At 67.8% G+C, this 19,812-nt stretch carries 17 protein-coding genes and 2 pseudogenes; 10 read left to right on the top strand and 9 right to left on the bottom strand.

What is annotated here, in order from left to right:
• Positions 1-16: 16 nt before the first annotated feature.
• The 3 genes from A3CU_RS0100095 to A3CU_RS0100085 form a co-directional block, all read right to left on the bottom strand.
• Complete coding sequence (locus A3CU_RS0100095) at positions 17-1,219, bottom strand: amidohydrolase family protein (protein ID WP_027940546.1); 1,203 nt, start codon at positions 1,217-1,219, stop codon at positions 17-19.
• Between the two features lie 62 nt (positions 1,220-1,281).
• Positions 1,282-1,566 (bottom strand): hypothetical protein, encoded by a 285-nt coding sequence (locus A3CU_RS0100090; RefSeq protein WP_027940545.1) that lies wholly within the window; start codon positions 1,564-1,566, stop codon positions 1,282-1,284.
• On the bottom strand, positions 1,553-1,948 hold the full coding sequence (locus A3CU_RS0100085; RefSeq protein WP_027940544.1) for a Rieske (2Fe-2S) protein: 396 nt from the start codon (positions 1,946-1,948) through the stop codon (positions 1,553-1,555). Before A3CU_RS0100085 ends, A3CU_RS0100090 begins: the two co-directional genes overlap by 14 nt.
• 122 nt (positions 1,949-2,070) lie before the next feature.
• Between A3CU_RS0100085 and A3CU_RS42800 the strand changes: the two genes are divergently transcribed.
• Positions 2,071-2,874: an IclR family transcriptional regulator gene (locus A3CU_RS42800; protein WP_052371329.1), complete on the top strand. Its 804-nt coding sequence runs from the start codon at positions 2,071-2,073 to the stop codon at positions 2,872-2,874.
• Positions 2,875-2,981: 107 nt separating this feature from the next.
• Here A3CU_RS42800 and A3CU_RS0100075 read toward each other — a convergent pair whose 3' ends face one another.
• Complete coding sequence (locus A3CU_RS0100075; protein ID WP_027940543.1) at positions 2,982-4,358, bottom strand: MFS transporter; 1,377 nt, start codon at positions 4,356-4,358, stop codon at positions 2,982-2,984.
• Between the two features lie 231 nt (positions 4,359-4,589).
• On the opposite strand from A3CU_RS0100075, the gene A3CU_RS0100070 reads away from it, so the two are divergent.
• The 6 genes and pseudogenes from A3CU_RS0100070 (at position 4,590) to A3CU_RS0100050 (ending at position 11,080) form a co-directional block, all read left to right on the top strand.
• The gene (locus A3CU_RS0100070) at positions 4,590-5,393 is read left to right on the top strand and encodes an IclR family transcriptional regulator (RefSeq protein ID WP_052371328.1); all 804 of its coding nucleotides are present in this window, start codon (positions 4,590-4,592) and stop codon (positions 5,391-5,393) included.
• A gap of 101 nt (positions 5,394-5,494) precedes the next feature.
• Complete coding sequence (locus A3CU_RS0100065; RefSeq protein WP_027940541.1) at positions 5,495-6,712, top strand: CaiB/BaiF CoA transferase family protein; 1,218 nt, start codon at positions 5,495-5,497, stop codon at positions 6,710-6,712.
• The gene (locus tag A3CU_RS0100060) at positions 6,709-7,569 is read left to right on the top strand and encodes a citryl-CoA lyase (protein ID WP_027940540.1); all 861 of its coding nucleotides are present in this window, start codon (positions 6,709-6,711) and stop codon (positions 7,567-7,569) included. The genes A3CU_RS0100065 and A3CU_RS0100060 overlap by 4 nt, the downstream gene beginning before the upstream one ends.
• Positions 7,452-9,170, top strand: a pseudogene (locus A3CU_RS54220) (aconitase family protein); the annotation flags it as partial. The gene A3CU_RS0100060 and the pseudogene A3CU_RS54220, both read left to right, overlap by 118 nt.
• On the top strand, positions 9,159-10,175 hold the full coding sequence (locus tag A3CU_RS54215; RefSeq protein WP_281174075.1) for a hypothetical protein: 1,017 nt from the start codon (positions 9,159-9,161) through the stop codon (positions 10,173-10,175). The pseudogene A3CU_RS54220 and the gene A3CU_RS54215, both read left to right, overlap by 12 nt.
• Positions 10,176-10,342: 167 nt before the next feature.
• Complete coding sequence (locus tag A3CU_RS0100050; protein WP_052371327.1) at positions 10,343-11,080, top strand: IclR family transcriptional regulator; 738 nt, start codon at positions 10,343-10,345, stop codon at positions 11,078-11,080.
• A gap of 34 nt (positions 11,081-11,114) precedes the next feature.
• Here A3CU_RS0100050 and A3CU_RS0100045 read toward each other — a convergent pair whose 3' ends face one another.
• The 4 genes from A3CU_RS0100045 to A3CU_RS0100030 form a co-directional block, all read right to left on the bottom strand.
• Positions 11,115-12,311 (bottom strand): FAD-dependent monooxygenase, encoded by a 1,197-nt coding sequence (locus A3CU_RS0100045; RefSeq protein WP_027940538.1) that lies wholly within the window; start codon positions 12,309-12,311, stop codon positions 11,115-11,117.
• Positions 12,312-12,375: 64 nt separating this feature from the next.
• Positions 12,376-13,341, bottom strand: coding sequence for a cupin domain-containing protein (locus tag A3CU_RS0100040; protein ID WP_027940537.1), 966 nt, complete (start codon positions 13,339-13,341; stop codon positions 12,376-12,378).
• Between the two features lie 36 nt (positions 13,342-13,377).
• Complete coding sequence (locus tag A3CU_RS0100035) at positions 13,378-14,265, bottom strand: fumarylacetoacetate hydrolase family protein (protein ID WP_027940536.1); 888 nt, start codon at positions 14,263-14,265, stop codon at positions 13,378-13,380.
• Between the two features lie 234 nt (positions 14,266-14,499).
• Entirely contained in the window at positions 14,500-15,609 is a 1,110-nt protein-coding gene (locus tag A3CU_RS0100030; RefSeq protein WP_342668871.1) for an acyl-CoA dehydrogenase family protein, read from the bottom strand.
• A 79-nt stretch (positions 15,610-15,688) separates the two neighbouring features.
• Between A3CU_RS0100030 and A3CU_RS0100025 the strand changes: the two genes are divergently transcribed.
• Positions 15,689-15,982, top strand: coding sequence for an MmgE/PrpD family protein (locus A3CU_RS0100025; RefSeq protein ID WP_156960169.1), 294 nt, complete (start codon positions 15,689-15,691; stop codon positions 15,980-15,982).
• Between the two features lie 30 nt (positions 15,983-16,012).
• Positions 16,013-16,399: pseudogene (locus A3CU_RS0100020) on the top strand (hypothetical protein); the annotation flags it as partial.
• Positions 16,400-16,820: 421 nt separating this feature from the next.
• Here A3CU_RS0100020 and A3CU_RS52075 read toward each other — a convergent pair.
• Entirely contained in the window at positions 16,821-17,603 is a 783-nt protein-coding gene (locus A3CU_RS52075; RefSeq protein WP_156960168.1) for a hypothetical protein, read from the bottom strand.
• Between the two features lie 164 nt (positions 17,604-17,767).
• Between A3CU_RS52075 and A3CU_RS0100010 the strand changes: the two genes are divergently transcribed.
• A complete protein-coding gene (locus A3CU_RS0100010) occupies positions 17,768-19,384 on the top strand; it encodes a PucR family transcriptional regulator (RefSeq protein WP_043840451.1) in 1,617 nt (538 codons plus the stop codon).
• The last annotated feature ends 428 nt before the right edge of the window (positions 19,385-19,812 follow it).

Raw genomic sequence — 19,812 nt, 5'->3', positions numbered from 1 at the left:
GGTTGAACAAACAAGCTCAGAGGCCGAACACCTTGCGGGCGTTGCCGCCGAGGATGTTGCGTTTGGCGGTGTCGTCCAGGAACGGGATGCTCATGACGCGGCCAGGGACGTCGAAGTCCCAGTGCGGCCAGTCCGAGGAGTAGAGCAGCGTGTTCTCGGCGTCCATCGCATGGAACGTGGCCTCGAGGAGCTTGAGATCGGTGATCTCCATGGGCTGGGAGGTGTAGTACATCTGCCGCATGTATTCGCTGGGCAGCCGCCGCAGCAGCGGGGCCTCGGACTGGCGCATGAGGTATTCGTGGTCGAGGCGCTGCATCATGAACGGGATCCAGGCGAGACCGCTTTCGATCCAGATCGTGCGCAGGTTCGGGAACCGTTCGGGCAGACCGTTGATGATCCAGTTCGTCAGGTGCGTCATGTTGCAGGTGACGAAGGACATCGCGTGGACCGACAGGAACCGGTTCATGGTGGCCGTCATGGTGTCGTGCCACGACGGGCCGGCATGGAAGCCGATGGGCAGGCCGCGCTCCTCGAGTTCGGCGTAGATGCGCAGGTACTCGTTGCGGTGGACGCCGGTGTGGCGCTGACTGGTGACCAGGAAGCCGATGACGTCGGGATGGTCACCGAACTGGCGAATGGTCTCGACACACGCGGCCGGGTCTTCGAAGGGGAGGCCGAGCATCGTCTTGATGCGCGGGTCTCCGGGCAGGATCTGCTCCACGAACCAGCGGTTGTACGCCTTCATCAGCTGTACCGCGATGGCCGGCTCTGGGTGCAGGCCGATCTCGAGCATCGGCTGGGGGAACACGACCTGGATGTCGATGCTCATCGCGTCCATGGCGCGGCGGACGAGTTCGACGTCGCGGGGGTTGCCGTCGACCGGCACCGGCTCGGAGAGCCCGGTCTGGTGCGGGACCCGCGTGCCGACGTCCTGGAAGGCCAGGCCTGGCGTGAAGTTGCTGAGGGCGAGCTGCGCACCCGTTGGGCGGTGATCCATCATTCGCTGGGCATTGTCACGCAGCACCGGGTCCTCGACGTAGGCGATGATGTCTCGCCATGAACTGAGCTCGGAGTGGTGCGAGTCGACATCGACGATGAAGATCTCGTCGAGGCCGTAGCGCTCGGTGTCGCGGCGTGCGTTCGCGAGGATCTCCGCGGTGTGGGTCTTGGTGGTGATCTCCTGCGATGGCAGGGGACGGGCGCCGGATGCCTGCGGCATATCGGCTCCTTTCGGGTCATGGTGGGCGGAGTCCGGCTCCAGCGGACTCCGACGGTGCGTGTTCAGGCCGGTCGGGAGAACCAGAGCGCGAGGTCGAAGGGGTTGAGGTCGCGGGCGCGCAGCAGGCCGCAGGCCAGGTCGACGGCCTCGGTGGGGCTGGCCTCCTCACGCAGCGGGTCGATCGGGCCGACGGTCTCCCCGTAGCGGGCATACAGCCGGGCTGCGGCGGTGACGATGGCGCGCACGGACTCCGGGCTCACCTCGAGCGGACCGTCAACCTTGGTGACGAGGTCGTTGACCTGGTGTTCCAGTTGCGCCGCGAGGTCGGCAAGCTCAGACGACGACACTGATTTCTCCTTCTTTCTCCGAGACCTCGAAGGCACGCAGCCGGTACCGGGGCGCACCGGGATGTTCGCCGGTGGTGAGCCGGAATTCGAAGCCGTGCCAGGGGCAGACGATGTGCGGGTCGTCCTTGTCGAAGGTCCGGCCGAGGCTGTTGCAGTGTTCGTCGAGACGCTCACGCACACCGTCGACGAGACGCCCCTGGCAGGCGGGGCCGCCCTGGTGCGGACAGGTGTTCTCGTAGGCGTACAGAGCGCCGCGGAAACGGAAGATGCCGATGTGCAGGTCGTCGCGGACCGCGACGACATAGCGCCCGCCTTCGGCGACGTCACCACTGCGTGCGACAACGACCGAATTGGCGGACTGCTGGGTGCCACTGGGCGCCAAGGTGCCCTCCTCGAAGCGAACTCACGGGAATGCCTCTTCTATCACTATGTGATAGAATAAAATTGCAGGCTGATAGAAGCACCTTAACAAGCGATACTTGGCGAGGTCAACGAACAGCCGGCATGCGCAAAGACCTGCGAACACAAGCGAGGGAGACGGTGGCGGGCACGAAATCCGGGGCCGACAGCGCCCGGCGCGCACTGGAGATGCTTTTCGCGTTCACCGAAAACAAGCCCAGCGCCTCGGTCCGCGATCTGGCGGAGACTCTGGACATCCCGGTTCCGTCGGTGCACCGCTATGTCGCGATGCTGCGGGAGATGGGCCTGCTCGAAGAAGGCACCCGTGGGCAATACCACCTCACCATGCGGGTAGCGGCGCTGGCGCGTGCCGCTCGGCAGGCGACCCCGCTCGTCGACCTCGCCGAGCCGTATATGCGGCGTCTTGCCGAGCAGATCGGCGAAGCTGTGCTGCTCATCCGGATGGTGGGTGGCCAGCCGGTGTGTTCACACCGGGTCGAAAGCCCGGGCCGGTTCCGGTTGTCCTTCGAGCCGGGCCAGTCGCTTCCGCTGTTGCGGGGCGCCAGCATCCGGCTCCTGCTCGGCCCCATGACACCCACCCAGCGTGAGAACTACGTCGACTCCGCCATACAGTCCGGGGCGCAGCCACCTCTGCACGGCCGGGAACGGTTTCTGCGCGAGGTGGAACGGGACTTGAAGCGTGGCTGGTCGGTCAGCAACGAGGAGATCGACGAGGGCGTCTGGGCGCCGGCGGCCGCGGTGTACGAGGACGGCAATGTCGTCGCCACGCTGTCGGCACCCTGCCCTCTGTTCCGTATGGACGACCAGCGGCGCAACCTCGTCATCGACACGGTGCGCAAGGCCTCGGCAGACCTGTCGAACGCGCTCGACCCGGGCTTCAGCAGCTGAAGCCCGGGTCGAGGTCACCGCGGTGGGGGTACCTTTCCACGGCGTGTGTGCGACTCACCTCGACCAGCAGTCTCACCGATCTACCAACAGACTCTGAGGCCGATCGCTCAGGCGAGGGACTCGGCCTGGTCGAGCTTTCGGTTGCGCGTTTCCTTGCCCACGGACACCGAGACGATGGTCACCACGCAGCCCAGGATCAGGAACAGCCCGATCAGCCAGTACTGGCTCCAGCCCGCCGACGAGACGTGGTGTTGTCCCAGCTCCCACAGGCTGGTGGCGATGAACGGCGTGAACCCGCCGATGATGGCGCCGAGCTGGTAGCTCACCCCGGCCCCGGTGTAGCGGGCGCCGGTGCCGAACAGCTCGGAGATATAGGCGGCCAGTGGTCCGTACATCGCGCCCTGCACCACGTTGCCGAGTGTGTACCCGAGCAGCACGCCGACCACGCTTCCGCTGCCCATCAGCATGAGGATCGGATACGCCGCCAGAATGGAGGCGCAGGCACCGCCCATGAGCACCCGCTTGCGTCCGAGCCGGTCGGAGAAGTGGGCGAAGTAGCCGATCGAGATGAGGTTGACGACCTGCGAGCCCGCCTTGCAGTAGAGCACCGCGCTCGAGCTGACACCGCCGTTGGTGGACATGGTGAGAGCGAAGCTCGAGAAGAACGTCTGGAACACCAGAGCGCCGATGACCGCGGTGGCTGCCAGTGCCAGCTGCCGAGGGTACCGGCTGATGACGACCAAGATGGCGGGACGTGGCTTCTCGCCGGTTGCCGTGCGCTTCTTCGCGGCGACGAACACCGGGGACTCGGCGATCTTGAGTCGCACGAAGAGCCCGACGGCGACCAGCACCGCGGAGAACAGGAACGGAATCCGCCAGCCCCAGGAGAGGAACTGCTCGCGCGGAAGCGCACTGAACAGCGCGAACATGATCGTGGCGACGAAGCCGCCTGCCGGCCCGCCCATGTTCGCGAAGGACGCCCCGAACCCGCGCTTGCGATCCGGGGAGTGCTCGAGCGCCATCAGTGCCGCCCCGCCCCATTCGCCACCGACCGCGATGCCCTGGATGACACGGACGATCACCAGCAGAATCGGCGCGATTGCCCCGACCTGCGAGGAGGTCGGGAGCACGCCGATGGCGGTCGAGGCGATGCCCATCATGAGCATCGTGGTGAAAAGACTGGCCTTGCGACCGAGCCGGTCGCCGATGGTTCCGAAGATGATCCCGCCGAGCGGCCGTGCGATGTAGCCCACGGCGAACGTGGCGAACGACAGCAGCAGGGCAATCGCCTGCCCCTGTCCCTTGAAGAACAGCGGCCCGAACACAAGGCTGGCGGCCGTGCCGTACAGCAGGAAGTCGTAGTACTCGACCGACGTGCCCAGGAAACTGGACAGCAGAACTCGTCGATACCCCTTCCCGGTCTCTCGATCGTCGCGTTGGTCGACAGAAGCCGTCAGACCCGCAGCGTCAGCATCATTGCTCATAGTTGGTCCTCAGCTCATGGGCCAGGGGTTGTGGACGTCCTCGATGAAAGGCGGTCCGGCATCCGCACGACCCCGGATCACGTCAGTGACGCACTCTTTCACCGAAGTACGGTTCTTGTGAACCGTCTAACGGTCCCGAGTTGCACTGGAGGAAGGAAAACATGGGCATGTTTTTTCGTCAAGACCGCCTCATGGTTTTCCTAGACCACTAGGTGGTCTATGGTTGCTGCCATGACGGACGGAAACCTGTCGCCCGGCGCGACCCAGATCGGCGATCCCGGCGGCAAATCCGACGCCGGCGTCCGGAGCATCGGCCGCGCGGTCAGCATTCTCGAGCTGTTCGACGCCGAGCACCCGAGCCGCACCCTGCGGGAGATCGTGTCGCTGACCGGCCTGCCCAAGACGACGGTGGTGCGGGTGCTGGCGACACTGGAAACCCTCGATCTGGTGGCGGACAAGGGCGAGTCGACATACGGGCTGGGCACCGGTTTCCTGCGCTGGGTCGATCTCGCGCGGTCACTGTGGGAGGTCAGCGCCGACGTGCGCCGCGTCATGGCCGAGCTGGTCGACGCGTGCGGAGAGACCGTCAACATCTACGTCCGGCGCGACCGGAGCCGGATCTCCATCGCGCAGGTCGAGGGAAGTTCCACTGTTCGCAGTGTGGTCAAGGTCGGTGTGCCCTATTCGCTCATGACCGGCGCCGGAGCGAAGATCCTGCTCAGCGGGACACCGGAACCGGTGCTGCGTGCACTGCTCGCGCAACGCTCCGATGCGGACAGTGAGGCTTTCCGTTGTGAAGTCTTGAGTATCAACGAGGTCGGTTACGCGGTGACACACGGCGAGCGCGAATTGGGCGCCTCCGCCGTCGCCGCACCGATCCACGGCGCGGACGGGCGCGTGATCGCCGCGCTGTCGGCCAGCGGCCCGACCTCGCGTTTCACCGCCGACCGCGTCGGCACCCTGGTCGATCAGGTGACGAGCGCGGCGGCACGGATCGAACAGCTGGGTCTGGGCAATGTGGAGGCTTTCCTGTGACCACGAATGACGAACCCCCAGAGCCCGGTATCGCCGAGAGCTTGTTGCCGAACCGTGAGATTTCTTGTCGAGGTGAGTCCTCGCACGCGCCATACGGAGGTTTGCCGACAAACACCGAGAGCGGGCTGCTCGCGGGTGTGCGCGTACTCGATATGACCAACGTTCTCGCGGGGCCGTTCGCCGGTTACCAGCTGGCGCTCATGGGCGCCGATGTCGTGAAGGTCGAGACCCCGGGAACCGGCGACCTCGCACGCCAGCTCGGCGCCAGCCGGGAGCTGAGCGAGCACCGCCTCGGTGTCTCGTTCCTGGCGCAGAACTCCGGAAAACGCTCCATCACGGTCAACCTCAAGTCGGACGGCGGGCGACGCATCTTCGAACGGCTCGTCGCGGGCGCCGACGTTCTGCTCGAGAACTTCCGCCCCGGTGTTCTCGCCCGGCTGGGATTCGACTGGGAGCGCCTGCGGACCATCAACCCGAGACTGGTCTACTGCGCCGTGTCCGGGTTCGGCGCCACCGGCCCGATGAGTCAACGCCCAGCCTACGACCAGGTCATCCAGGGCCTGTCCGGGATGATGTCGGTGACCGGCACCCCGGACACCGCCCCGCTGCGGGTGGGCTTCCCGATCTGCGACAGCTTCGGCGGCCTGGCCGCGGCCTTCGCCGTCGTGTCCGCGCTCCTGCGGCAGCGCAGTACCGGCCAGGGCGCCTATCTGGACACCTCCATGCTCGACGCGGCGATCACCTCGATGGGGTGGGTCGTCTCCGATCATCTGATCGCGGGCCGGGAGCCCATGCCGATGGGGAACGAGAACGTCACGTCGGCCCCGTCCGGCACGTTCGAGACCGGCGACGGCGACCTCAACATCGCGGCGAACAAGCAGGAACAATACGAAACGCTCTGCACTGTGCTGGACCGACCGGAGCTGCTCACCGATCCGCGGTTTGTGACCCGCGAGGACCGCAAGCGCAACCGGGACGAGCTGCGCGAGGAACTTCAGCGGTCGCTGAAGACGAAATCGGCGCGGGAGTGGGACGACATCCTGCTCGGCACCGGTGTCCCCGCGGCTCCCGTCGTGTCGGTGCCGACCGCCCTGCGTTCCCAGCAGATCCGCCATCGCGAACTGGTCAGCGAAGTCGAACTCGCGACAGGCGGGGGAAAGACCGTCGAGGTTCTCGGCTCTCCGACCCGTGTGGACGGTGCGTCGGTGCGGCCGGCGTCCCGTGCCCCACGGCTCGGCGAGCACACCGAGGCCGTTCTCGGCGAGCTCGGGTTCACCGGCGAGGAGATCGCTGCGCTGCGGGAGGAGGGAGCGATATGAGCGACGCCCGAAAGCAGGCCATCGCGGACACGACCGTGGAGGCGACCGTCGACTGGTGGGCGACCGCGATCAGCGACATCGAACCCGGCGTCATCCGGATGCGCGGCTACCCCATCGAGCAGCTGATCAACGGCATCGGCTTCACCGACATGATCTGGCTCATGCTCCGCGGCGAACTTCCGTCACCGGGCCAGTCCGCGCTGCTGGAAAAGGCACTGGTCTCCGCCGTCGACCACGGCCCACAAGCGCCGTCGATCGCGTCCGCCCGCATGGCCGCGACGTGCGGCATCGGTTTACAGGGAGCGGTGTCGACCGGCGTCGGACTGCTCGGCGACGTCCACGGCGGAGCGGGCCAGCAAGCGATGGTGGTGTATCAGGGGATCCGGCAGGCCGTAGCCGACGGTGAGCCGCTGATGGAAGCGGTGCGGCGCACGGTCGCCGACTACCGGGCGGCACGCCGGTTTCTGCCGGGTTTCGGTCACCGGTTCCACCCGCGAGACCCCCGGCGCGACCCGTTGCTCGGTGCCGTCGCGGAGCAACGCGACCTCGGCGTGGTCAGCGGCGAGTACCTGCGCATCGCGACCGAGATCGAGAAGGCGCTGGAAACCCGTTCCGGCCGGCGTGTCCCCATGAACATCGACGGTGCCACCGCCGTGATCTACGCGGAACTCGGGTTCGAGCCGGAGCTGGCGCGCGGGTTGTTCATTCTGTCCCGCTCGGTGGGAATCCTCGCGCACGCATGGGAGGAGACCGCACAGGCGCGGCGCATCAAGGGACCCCTGCCGCCCCCGCTGCTCGCCGCGTACACCGGCGTGTCCGAACGCGACCTGGACGACTCCGGGGAGAGGCCGGAATGAGCGCGACCGCCGGTCGCGTGGGCGAAAGCAACGACTCCTTCGACTGTGTGCGCTCGCTTCCCGGCCACCCGGACACGGTCTTCGCCAGCCTTGAACTCGCCGAACGACATGGGGCGGGTGATCTGCACCGGCTCCCGTACGCGCTGCGGATCCTGGCCGAGAACCTGCTCAGGCATGAAGACGGCCAGACCGTCACGACAGCCCATATCAAGGCGCTCACCGCCCACGACACCAGCGCTTCGATCCCATTCCACCCGGAGCGCATTCTGCTGCAGGACGCGTCCGGACTGCCGGTGCTGGCCGACCTTGTCGCCATCCGCGAACGCGCGATCGCCGAAGGCGTCGCGCCGGAAGTGGCCTCCCCGGCTCGGCGGATGGGCCTGGTCGTCGACCACGCGGTCGAGGTCGACGTGGCCGGCCGTGGGAACGCGGCGGCGCAGAACCTTGACCGCGAGTACGACCGGCACGCTCGGCGTTTCCGGTTCCTGCGGTGGTGTGAGACCCAGCTGTCCGGTCTGCGTGTCGTCCCGCCGGGTGTCGGCATCTGCCACCAGCTGAACCTGGAGGTGCTGGCCGACGTGGTCGGTGTGCGGAAGACCGGTGGCCGCCGGTTCGTCGCGTTCGACACGATGATCGGCACCGACAGCCACAGCACCATGATCAACGCGCTGGGCGTGGTCGGCTGGGGGGTCGGCGGCATCGAGGCGACGGCCGCCGCGCTCGGCCAACCCCTCGCCATCCGCATACCGGAAGTGGTCGGCGTGCGGCTGACCGGCCGGATGGCACCCGGCGTTCTCGCGACGGATGTCGCGCTTCGGCTGGCGGAGATGCTGCGGGCTCACGGTGTCGTGGAGAAGATCGTGGAGTTCCACGGCGACGGTGTCGCGGCGCTGTCGGTCGCGGACCGGGCCACGATCGCGAACATGGCTCCCGAATACGGCGCCACCATGGCGTATTTCCCACCGGACGAACGGGTTCTCGACTACCTGCGTGCCACCGGCCGTCCCGCCTCCCTGGCCGAGGACTACCTGCGCGCGCAGAACATGATCACCGTGCGGGATCCGGCCGAGGTTCGCTACACCGAGAGATCCGAGCTCGACCTGTCCACGATCCGGCGCACCATGGCCGGCCCCGCCCGCCCGCACTAGGCGGCCTCGCCGTCGGCGGTCGCTCGCGAGGCGGGGCGCGAGGCTCCCCGCGGGCAGGTGGTCATCGCGGCGATCACCAGCTGCACGAACACCGCCAACCCACACACGCTGGTGACCGCCGGGCTGCTGGCGCGACGCGCCCGCGAGCTGGGGTTGTCGACCCCTTCGTGGGTCAAGACCTCGTTCACACCGGGGTCGCGTTCCTCGGCCGAGATCCTGCGCGCGAGCGGTCTGCAGCGGTGGCTGGACGAACTCGGGTTCCAGGTGGCCGGGTTCGGCTGCGGAACCTGCATGGGTAACTCCGGACCGCTGAACGCCGGAGTCTCCGAATCGCTCGCGGCCGGAAACGTCCGCGGTGTCGCCGTTCTCTCTGGCAACCGCAACTTCCCCGGCCGGATCCATCCCGACGTGACGGACAGCTACCTCGCGTCGCCGCCGCTCGTGGTCGCGGCCGCGCTGGCCGGCGACATTGCGGTCGACCTCGACACCGACCCGCTTGGGCACGACCAGGCGGGACGGCCGGTCCGGCTGGCGGACTTGTGGCCGGATCCGGACGAGGTCGACAAGGTGGTCGGCGAGTTCTCCTCCGACGCACTGCGCCGGGCCGCTACCGGCGCACTGACCACCGACCGGTGGCTGTCCCTGCCGCGTTCGGAAGGGCCGACGTACGAGTGGGAGGACGAGTCGGGGTCGATCCGCCGCCCGCCGTTCGCCGACGCGTCGCTTACCAGGCCCGTGGTCGACGGTGACGACATTCTCGGCGCGCAGGCCCTTCTGGTACTCGGCGACGACATCACCACCGACCACATCTCGCCGGTGGCGCGGATCTCGCGGGACTCCGCCGCCGGGGAGTGGCTCGCCGAGCGCGCTGTCGGCGCACCCGATTTCGGCAGTTTCGCGTCACGACGACTCAACCACGATGTGATGCTGCGCGGCGGTTTCGCCAACGTGCGTCTGGAAAACCTGCTCGTGCCAGGGCGGCGCGGCGGGTGGACGCGCACGGTGTGCACCCCATCCGGCGAACGGCCGGCCGAACCGGTCCCCGTGCACGAGGCCGCCGAGGCGTTCGTGCGAGCGGGTGTCCCCGCCATCGTCGTGGCCGGTCACCGTTACGGCACCGGTTCCGCGCGTGACTGGGCGGCCAAGGTGACCCGCCTGCTCGGTATCAGGGTCGTGGTCGCACGCGGTTTCGAACGGATCCACCGGACCAACCTCGTCGCGCTCGGCGTGCTTCCGATCGAATGCCCATCGCTCGATCCCGCCTCACTGGCACCAGCGGACCGGTTCGACCTGCTCGGAGCGGGGACCGACGCTCCCGGCGTAGAGGTCCGCATCGTCCGCGACGGGCAGGTCGTCGCACGTCACGAGGGCCGCAAGCGCCTGGACAACGACGTCGAGCGCGCCTGGCTGCGCCACGGCGGCATCATCGGCCACCTCATCGCCGAGTGGACGCAGTGAGAGGCTGTTGGTAGATCGGTGAGACTGCTGGTCGAGGTGAGTCGCACACGCGCCGTGGAAAGGTAGTCGATGTCGCCCTGAGGCCACGTGTCCGGGAACGGGCCCAGGTATCGTGTGCGCGGGGCGCGCAGCGTCCCACAGGATGGGTGCGTTCCGGAGGGAAGTCCATGGCCACGCCGGGGCGGGTGGAGCAGGTGGAGGGCAAACGCTCCGTCCTTGGCCGCGCCTTCGACATCCTCGAGTGCTTCGCGGGCGACGAGCCGGAACAGACGGTCGTCGGCCTCAGCCAGCAAACGGGCCTGCCTCCCGCCACCGTGCACCGCATGCTCGCCCACCTCATCCGGTGGGGCGCGGTCGAACGCATGTCGCGCGGCCACTATCGGCTCGGACGGCGGTTGTGGAAGCTCGGCCGCGACGTGCCGAGCACGCGGATCCTCAAGGACGTCGCCCGGCCGTTCCTCGTCGACCTGCACGACGTGACCGGCTGTATCTCCGCGCTCTGCTCACCGGACGGCGACCGGGTGGCGGTCGTGGACGTGATCGCCGGTCGCAGGGCACTCGAACACATCCCCATGCCCTCCACCCTGCCGTTCACCTGGTCCGCCCCCGGCATCGTCATCCTGGCCCACCGCACCTCGGCCGACCTTCGGACGCCCGTGGACGCCCAGCGACGCGAGCTTCTGGACGACGTGCGCCGCACCGGTGTCGCCGTGCACAGCGTGGCCGGCCCCGGCTCGGCGACCTGGGTATCCGCGCCGATTTTCGACCGGGATGGCACGATCCGCTCGACCCTGTCGATCGTCGCCGCCGACGACACGGTGAACACGGGCGCTTCGTCCCGCGCGGTGAGCGCCGCCGCGGCCGCGGTCACCCGGGACCTCGCGAACCGCGTCCGCGGCCGGTGAGCCCGCGGACGCGGTTCGCTGACGTTCGAAACGATCAGATCTCCACGGTCGCCGAGTCATAGGAGTAGAGCCAGTCGTAGCGGTCGAAGATCGGCGCGTTGCTCCATTCCCGCGCCAAGTACTTCTCCGCGGTCTGTTCGTCCTTGAGTTCCTGGCTGTGGAACCGCTCGGTGTTCGCGCGCGCGCCGCGCACCATCCGGCTGGTCCGCTCGATCCGCGCGGACTCGTAACGGCTCAGCGCCTCGAACGGACCGGCCGGATCGTCGCCGTACGTCTCGAGCGCACGAGCCAGGACCAGTCCGTCCTCCATCGAATGCACGGCACCCTGTGCGAGGAACGGCAGGGTCGCGTGGCACGCGTCTCCGACCAGGCTGACCCGGCCCGACGACCACCGCGTGATCGGGTCACGCTGCATCAGCGCCCACTTGGACAGCGTCGGCGAGAGCCGGATGAGGGTCTGCACCTCCTCGTGCCACCCTGTGAAATCCGCGAGGCATTCCTCCGCCGTTCCCGGTTCGCTGCCCCGCTCGGACGACCACTGCTTGCCCTCGATGGTGGCGACGAAGTTCATGATCGTCCCCTTGTGCAGCGGGTAGCTGACGGCGTGCCCGCCGGGGCCGATCCATGTGGTGCCTACGTTCTCCTTCATGTGCTCGGGAAGGCTGTCCATCGGCACCAGTCCACGCCAGGCGATCATGCCGGAGAACTCGGGCGTGGTGTCTCCCCACAGCTGGGTGCGGATCACCGAACGCCAACCGTCGGCCCCGATGAGCACGTCACCGCGGGCACGCTCGCCGTTGCCCAGGATCAGCGTGACACCGTGGTCGTCCTCCTCGAACCCGGCGGCCTTGCTGCCGAGGTGAATGGTGCCCGGGGACGTGGCGCGCACCGCGGCCTCGAGAGCGCCGAGCAGGTCCGGTCGGTACACCGTGAGATACGGGTAGCCGTAGCGCCCGACGGCCTTGGGCCCGAGGTCGAACATCGGCCAGCGCCGACCGGTGTCCCAGAGCCGGAGTTCCTTGCGCACCGGGTCGCACGACAGTTCTTTCAATTCCTCGAAAAGGCCCAGCTCATCGAGGACCCGGTTGCCGTTGGGGCTGATCTGAATACCCGCCCCGGTTTCGGTGAGCTCGGATGCCTGCTCGTATAGGTCGACGGTGAACCCGCGCCGCAGCAACGCGAGCGCAGTCGTCATACCGCCGATGCCGCCTCCCGCGATCAGCACATGCATTCGTTCACTCCTTTGTGGATTCCGCCGCCAGACAGCACGCACTGACGGCGGGTGCGGGCAGCGATCAATCAGACACGCGCAACAGGTCGAACGCCCGCATCACGGGCTCGTCGCTCGCGCGGACCAGGTAGGCGTCCTCGCTGGTGTGGTGCTGGTAGGGACGCCACGCGGGCACCGCGACGATGTCGCCGGTGGTCCAGGTGAGCACCTCACCGTCGACGACGGTCTCACCGCTGCCGCACAGCACGGTGAAGATCGAGTTCGCCGTGGTGCGAAGCGTCGCGGAGCGGAAACCGGCCGGCATCCGCTGAACGTGCAGGGCAACGGTCTTGAGTGCCGGGTCGCCGAGCTGGATCTCGCGCTCGGCCATACCGTGCTCCGGCGCGCTGGTCTGTGCGTCGAGCCGGGCGAGCGAGTCCTCCCAGCGGAAGGCCAGAGACGAGACCTCGGCGTCGACAACGTCCTTTTCGAGCCGGTCCGGGTGCGGTTCGAAGAACATCGGCTCCAGCAGATGGATCAGCGGCACGTCGAGGATGTCGACCCAGTAGCAGTCGTCGGGCCCGTCCGCCGAATGCGAGTGCCACGCCGTGCTAGGGGTGAGCAGCACGTCGCCGGGACGCATCTCGAGCCGCGTGCCGTTGACCACTGTGGACGTCCCACGTCCTTCGAGGATGATCCGCAGCGCGGCCGGGCTGTGCCGGTGGGCGTCGGCGGTCTCACCGGGACGGATTAGCTGATAGGCGGCCACGAGTGTGCGAACGGTCGAGTAGACGTTGCCCTCGGCCGGGTTCCGCAGCGTGACGTTGCGCCGGTCGGCCATGCTGTGATCGACGAGGCGGCCCGCCGCGTCGAGCACCGACTTGATCGTGGCGTAGCTCCAGCGCGCCGGAACGAGATTCTTCCGCGGCTCGGGCCACAGGGCCGGGAACCGGCGATGCCAGCCCCCTTCCATGCTGAGCTCGTCGAAGACTTCGTACAGTTCCTCAAGGGTCTCCACATTGGACAGACTGGCAAGCGGTGTGGCGGTCATCGGTTGTTGTTCTCCTTCAAGGATTTCCGCACGGACCTACTTCGCGATCTCCAGCTGGTAGGGCTCGGCGAACGCCGGGGTGGCGCCCGCGTCGCCCTGCCGAACCGGCACGGACATTTCGCCAACGCGATCGATGCGAATGCGGATGGTGTCGCCGTCGGAGACCGGGCCGACTCCCGCCGGTGTGCCGGTCGCGATGATGTCGCCGGGGTGCAGTGTCATGACGGCTGATGCCATCTCGATCATGCCGGGAATATCGAGCACCAGGTCACGCGTGTTCGCGTGCTGCCGCAGGTCGTCGTTGACCCAGAGCTGCATCTCGAGGGCGGTCGGGTCGCCGACCTCGTCGGCGGTGGTGATCCACGGGCCGACCGGGCAGAACGTGTCGTACGCCTTGCGGAACACCCGCTCCTCGCGGCCCCGGACGACCATGTCGAGCAGGCAGGCGTAGCCGAACACGTGGTCACGCCAGTCGGCGGCGGCGATCCCGCGACCACCCTTGCCGATCACGATCCCAAGCTCCGACTCGTGGTGCACCTCCCGGCCGGGAAGGTGGGGCAGGACAACCGGTTCTCCCGCGCCGGACAGCGCCGACGGCGGCTTGAGGAAGAACCCCTGCCGGTCGGCGCGGTAACCGGCGCGCATTTCCTTGCCGTGGTCGTGATAATTCACGGGGAACGCGATGACCTTGTTCGGCCACGGGACCGGAGTGAGCAGCGGTACCGACGACAGCGGCAGACGTTCGCCGTCAGCAGCGGCCTTCTTCAGCGCCTCGGCGTGACGGTCGAAGTCCGCGATCAACCGGAGTGGGCCGACCGGGGGCCATTCCTGCGGCTGCACACCGACACTGTCGGTGACATCGACGACCTGGTCGTCGTCCACGACCACGCCGATGCGGCCGTTCCCGAAACGGGCGATCCTCAACGATGCCTCCTTAACGCGCGAGCTCTGCCGGCACGAGGAGCGTTGTAGCGCGAGCTTCCCAGCCGACGTGACCCGACGGTAAAGCCGGCGACGCCGGGTCGGGAAACGACGTTCCGCTCAGTGCGAGGACGGCCCAATCACCGCTGGCCCGGGCGAGGGCGGGCGGTCGTGTCGCGGGTGGTGGATGGCACGCGGTGCGCTGTGTCAGAGCCTGAATGCGGTGCGGTGACGGGTTCAGGCCAGAAGGGACCGGCCGATGACCTCTTTCATGATTTCCGTGGTGCCGCCGTAGATGGCCTGGATCCGGCCATCGACAAAGGCACGCGCGATCGGGTACGCCAGCATGTAGCCGTAGCCGCCGTGCAGCTGGACGCACCGGGTCAGCACCCGCTGGAACAGCTCGGTGGTCCACCACTTGGCCTTCGCCGCGTCGGTGTCGGTCAAGGTGCCCGCACCCAGGTCCAGCACCCGCGCCTCGAGGTAGGCGCGGGTCACCTCGATCTCGGTCGTCATCTCGACCAGAGCGAACCTCGCGGACTGGAACTCGGCGATCCGCGACCCGAAGGCGCTGCGCTCACGCGTGTAGTCCAGAGTCCAGCGCAGCGCCGATTCGGCGCACGCGAGCGCGAAGCAGGCGATCGACATCCGCTCCATCAGATGCCGCATACCTTTGCCCTCGGTGCCGAGCAGGTTCGCGGCAGGCACGCGCACGTGGTCGAAGAACAGCTCGGTCACTGCCTCGGCGCGACGACCCATGGTCTCCAGCGGCTCGCCCCGGCTGAACCCGGGCATGCCGTCCTCGACCACGAACAGGCTGAGCTGCCGTTCACCGGTCCGCGCCACCACCACGACCAGGTCGGCGTGACCGCCGTTGGTGATGAAGGTCTTGCTGCCGTTGAGCACCCACTCGTCGCCGTCCCGGACCGCCCGTGTGCGGATACCGTGCAGATCGCTACCCGCACCCGGCTCGGTCATCGCGATCGCCGCGGTCGTGGTGCCCGGCCACAGCCCCGGCAGCCAACGGCGTTTCTGCTCGTCAGTGCCCAGATCCACCAGGTAGGGGCCGACGAGGTCGTCGACGAGGCTGATCCCGGCGTTGACCGACGCCGCTCCCGCACGGGCCAGCTCTTCCAGCACGATGAAGCGGAAGCGATAGTCGTCCAGGCCTGCGCCGCCGTACTCGGTGGGGATGCGCAGGCCGAGCAATCCGATCTTGGCGGCGGCCTGCCACAGCCCGGGGTCGATGCGTTCCTGACGCTCCCACTTGCCGATGTTCGGCGCGATCTCCCGCTCCACGAACGAACGCACGGTCTGACGCCTCAGCTGGTGCGCTGGCAATTTCACCTTCCTCAGCCGGGGCGCCACGAGTAAGGCGGCGCAGGCCGGTATCGGCGCGCAAGCCGCGATCTCGGCGGTGGCGCTCGTGCGAGGTGGAATAACCGGCGCACCGGACGTCTTCGAAGGCGAACGCGGTCTTTTCGGCCTCTACGCCAGGGATCCCGTGGCGGCCGACCGGCTGGTGGCGCTGTCGGACGACCTCGGCTCCCGCTGGCACCTGGCCGATGCGGCGTTCAAGGCGTTGCCCTGCTGGCATTTCCTGCACCCGTTCGTCGAGGCGGTCGCCGCCCTGGATCTCCCGCCAAGCCGGATCCGCCGGATTCTTTGCCGCGTACCGGAGGGGCAGGAGCAGATCATCGCCCTTCCGTGGGCGCGTTAGCAGGTTCCCGGCCGGGCTGACGAGGCACGGTGGAGCCTGCCGTATGTGCTTGCGCTGCAGGTGGTACGTGGCGCGGTGGTGCTGGACGATTTCGTCGGCGTGCCCGATCCCGCCGTACTGGCGATGGCGGCTCGGATCGATTGGGAGCCGTGGCCGGAATCCAGCTACCCGGCGGTCTTCCCAGCGGCCATTGAAGTCGAGCTCACCGACGGCACGACCGAGACCCTCCGCATCGACGACGTCGATGGCAGTGCGCGACGTCCATGGGATGCCGCGCGTGTGATCGGAAAGTTTCTGGACAACTGCGCCCGAGTCGGCGTCGAATCGACCGCGGCCGAGAAGTTCAGCGACGCGCTGATCGGCGCGGCGCACCCCGATCTCTCTACGCTCCGCTCGCTAGTCGGTGCCACTGGCTGAGCTCTTGGACGCCTCTTGTCCGGACTGCGTCCGGCGATCAAGGGAGCTGCAGATCGGTGGCGTGGGTGAGGTTGGGGATTTGGTGCAGTTCGGTCCTCGGACACAGTTTCGTGGCATGCCTGCGACACCTAACGTACCTGTGCTTGAACGCACTCCAACACTTGACTGTGGTCTTTGAGTCGCGTTCGTGTGTCTTCCGGCGGTGGTCGTCGTGACTGGCGCTGTGATCAAGCCGGTGGTCATTCCGGCGACCCCTGTGCGGTGCGATGGGCAGGCGGCCGTTTCATCGTCGGGGACGTCGTCCACTCGTCGAACGTTGCCCTTGCCGAGCCTGCCCACGCCGTGCACGAGCAGTGTTGTGTATGGGCTAGCGGCTGTGGACTGCCGGGGCCGAGTGGCCGATCACGCCGTGATGACGGCGCTAGGCTGGGTGCCCGGCACTACCCTGGACATCCGCGAATCTCGAGGGCTTCTGGTCATTCGCCGTGATGATCACGGCGTGTTCAGCGTGACCAGGCAGGGGCACTTGCGCCTGCCCGCTCCTGTCCGACACTGTTGCGACCTGGTCCCAGGTGACCGGGTTCTGTTGGCCGCCGACCCGCAGCGTGACCTGTGCATCGTGCACCCGCCGGCCGCGCTGGACGATCTGCTCGCCCCGCGCCACGCCGCACTGCTGGATGGTGATCTCGGATAACAGCGCAGCGATCCGGCCTGGTCGGTTGGTGGCGGCATCGGCTGAGGTGAAGGCCGCGCGGCTGCTGCTGGCCCGGATGGGCGTGTCGCCCGAAGACCTCTTGGCCGCGCCCACTGCACGTCCACTGGTGCCGACGTTCAGCCAGTACATCCCGATCGTGGCTGTCGCTGTCACCGTTGGCACCCGTCGTGTCCCTACTGGAACCGCATCGAACAACGCTGGGGTGACCGGCACCTCGACGAACCAACCCCGTCGGAGATCAAACAACTGGTCGAACACGTGAAAGTCAACGTTGTTGCCCGCGGTAACGCCCGTGGCGGGCGCAGCGCGGCCGAGCATCTTGTTGCCGCGTTGCGTTGCCTGTACCGGCACGCCGAAGACGACGGCCTGATCGACCCCGCCGCTAACCCGGCGAGCAAGGTCGCCAAACCCCGACGTCTGCCCTCCACGCGCCGTGCGGTGGCCGATACCCGGCTGGCCGAGATCAACCACATCGCCGCCACGTCCCACGTTGGACGATCGTGGGTCCGTGGCTCGATGGCATGACTCAGGCCGGTTCGGATCGCGTCAGCGTGGCCGGCGGCGAGGCTGGGGGACGTAGCGCTGGGCTGATCGCAGGTTCTTGTGTCAGGTCTTGGCCGCGCCCGATACTAGTCCGAATCACTCCACCTACGATGGGGGTGGCCGGGCTGGTCAGCGTGCGTGAGGTGCTGGAACTGCCGTCGGTGGCCATGGGGGTGCCGACGGTCCTCGCGGGCAGGGCGTCGCTGGACCGGCCGGTGCGGTGGGTGCACGTGTGCGAGCAATCCGATGTCACCCAGTTCGTGGACGGCGGCGAGCTCGTCCTGACCAGCGGTACCGGCGTGGCGCCTGGCCCGGCGGCCTGGACTGCGCTGGCCCGTTCTATGACGAACCGCGGCGCGGCCGGTCTGATCATCGAGCTGGGCGTCTACCACCAGAGCATCCCGGAACAGATGATCGACGAGGCGGAGTCGAGCGGGCTGCCGGTGGTCGCGTTGAGCCGGCCGATCCGGTTTGTCGACGTGACCCGGACGGTGCACGAACGGCTGCTCGGCGGCCAACGTGATCAACTCCGCCAGCGGGTGGACGACCATCAGACGTTCAGCGACCTGGCGCTGGCCGGTGCCGGGCTGGAGACGATCGTGGGCCGGGTGGCCGCCATCCTCGGCTGCCCGGCCGTGCTGGAGGATCTCGCGCACCAGGTGCTGGCCGCCGACCCGGCGGGCCAGCCGTTACCGCCGTTGTTGCGCGGCTGGGAGCAGCGCTCCCGGAAGGTTGTCGGCGGACGGCTGCTGGATCACGACCCGGAGCAGGGCTGGCTGCTCGCCACAGTCGGCGAGCGCAACGATGTGTGGGGCCGGCTGGTGATCGTGCTTGGCGAGGACAGCGACACCGCCCGGGCGCGTAGCGTCGCCGAGCTTGCGGTGAACACGCTGGTGCTGCGGCGGCTGATCGATGGCAACCGCGAGACCGTCGGCCAGCAGGCCCAGCGCACCCTGATCGAGGACATCCTGCGCCAGTCGCCAGGCGAGCACGAGGCGCTGGCCAGCCGGGCGCGGGCGATGGGTATCGAGCTCGGCGCCCATCGACTGGTGTGCGCGATCGTCCGGGTTCAGGGCCGGGCCCCGGCGACCGACGGCCGGGCCGACGAGACCTCGCACGTGGCCGCTGTCGAGCGGGCGGTGCGGCGCACCGAGGGTTTGTCCGGGCTGGTCGCCACGGCCGGGTCGGGGCTGGTCGTCATGGTGCTGGCGGTGCGCGCGGACGCGGGCGTCGAGGGCCCGCTCGGCGAGATGGCGCACGCGGTGCACGACAGGCTGGACGCCACCATCGGTGTCGGCTCCGTGGTGCGCGGAATCAGCGAGGTGGAACGGTCATACCTGCAGGCCAAGGACGCGGTCGCGGCGGCAAGCCGGTCACATCGCGCGCGCCCGTACTACACGCTGGCCGACACCCACTTGCACGGCCTGCTGCACCTGCTGCGCGAGGAGCCCCGGCTGCAGGCCTACGTGGAGCGCGAACTCGGCGAGTTGCTGCGCCACGACCAGCGACATGACACTGACCTGGTAGCCGTGTTGCGGGCCTTTCTGGAACATCGTGGCAACAAATCCACCACCGCGACCACCCTGTCCATGAGCCGTCCGGCGCTATACGAACGGCTGCGCCGCATCGAGCGGATACTGTCGATTGACCTGGACGACCCGGACATCGCGCTGGCCCTGCACGTTGCCCTCTACGGTCTGGACTGCATCCGTCACGCCGCTCGCTGAGCCGCGGTGCCTGGCTACGGCGTCGTCCCTCGGCCGTTACAAGGTGTAAATAAATTCGACTAACGGCTACAGTGTTGAGTCTTGTTATGCAGATGGCTTTCGGGAAATTATTTCTTCTTATGAGCGCAGCCACCGAAGGCTTGGTCATTTCGACGTTCTCCGATGATGTTGCCACCCTAGCCCGGATCTTGCATGGGGTGGTCGGCTGGTCCTGGGTGGTCCGTGGGGTTGTTGTTCGGGGTGTTTGTTTGGTTTGGGGCAGGTTGGTGGTGCCCGTTGTCGGTGGGGTGGCCGCCGGTGTTCACTGCCGGGGTGGTGTTGCTGGTTGTCGGGGCGGGTTGGTGATGGTTAGGCGAGTTGTGGCAGGGCGGTGAGGCGTTGGTGTGCGGTGATGATCAGGGTGTTGCAGGGTGCGTGTCGGGATAGTC

The organism is Amycolatopsis taiwanensis DSM 45107 (assembly GCF_000519205.1).
Classification (GTDB): Bacteria; Actinomycetota; Actinomycetes; order Mycobacteriales; family Pseudonocardiaceae; genus Amycolatopsis_E; species Amycolatopsis_E taiwanensis.
This window is presented reverse-complemented; position numbering and strand designations above follow the sequence as displayed.

Excerpts from the sequence above, each read along its gene's own strand:
- A3CU_RS0100095 (WP_027940546.1), bottom strand. The coding sequence starts at position 1,219 with ATGCCGCAGGCATCCGGCGCCCGTCCCCTGCCATCGCAGGAGATCACC.
- A3CU_RS42800 (WP_052371329.1), top strand. The coding sequence starts at position 2,071 with ATGCGCAAAGACCTGCGAACACAAGCGAGGGAGACGGTGGCGGGCACG.
- A3CU_RS0100075 (WP_027940543.1), bottom strand. The coding sequence starts at position 4,358 with ATGAGCAATGATGCTGACGCTGCGGGTCTGACGGCTTCTGTCGACCAA.
- A3CU_RS0100070 (WP_052371328.1), top strand. The coding sequence starts at position 4,590 with ATGACGGACGGAAACCTGTCGCCCGGCGCGACCCAGATCGGCGATCCC.
- A3CU_RS0100060 (WP_027940540.1), top strand. The coding sequence starts at position 6,709 with ATGAGCGACGCCCGAAAGCAGGCCATCGCGGACACGACCGTGGAGGCG.
- A3CU_RS0100050 (WP_052371327.1), top strand. The coding sequence starts at position 10,343 with ATGGCCACGCCGGGGCGGGTGGAGCAGGTGGAGGGCAAACGCTCCGTC.
- A3CU_RS0100045 (WP_027940538.1), bottom strand. The coding sequence starts at position 12,311 with ATGCATGTGCTGATCGCGGGAGGCGGCATCGGCGGTATGACGACTGCG.
- A3CU_RS0100040 (WP_027940537.1), bottom strand. The coding sequence starts at position 13,341 with ATGACCGCCACACCGCTTGCCAGTCTGTCCAATGTGGAGACCCTTGAG.
- A3CU_RS0100010 (WP_043840451.1), top strand. The coding sequence starts at position 17,768 with ATGGGGGTGGCCGGGCTGGTCAGCGTGCGTGAGGTGCTGGAACTGCCG.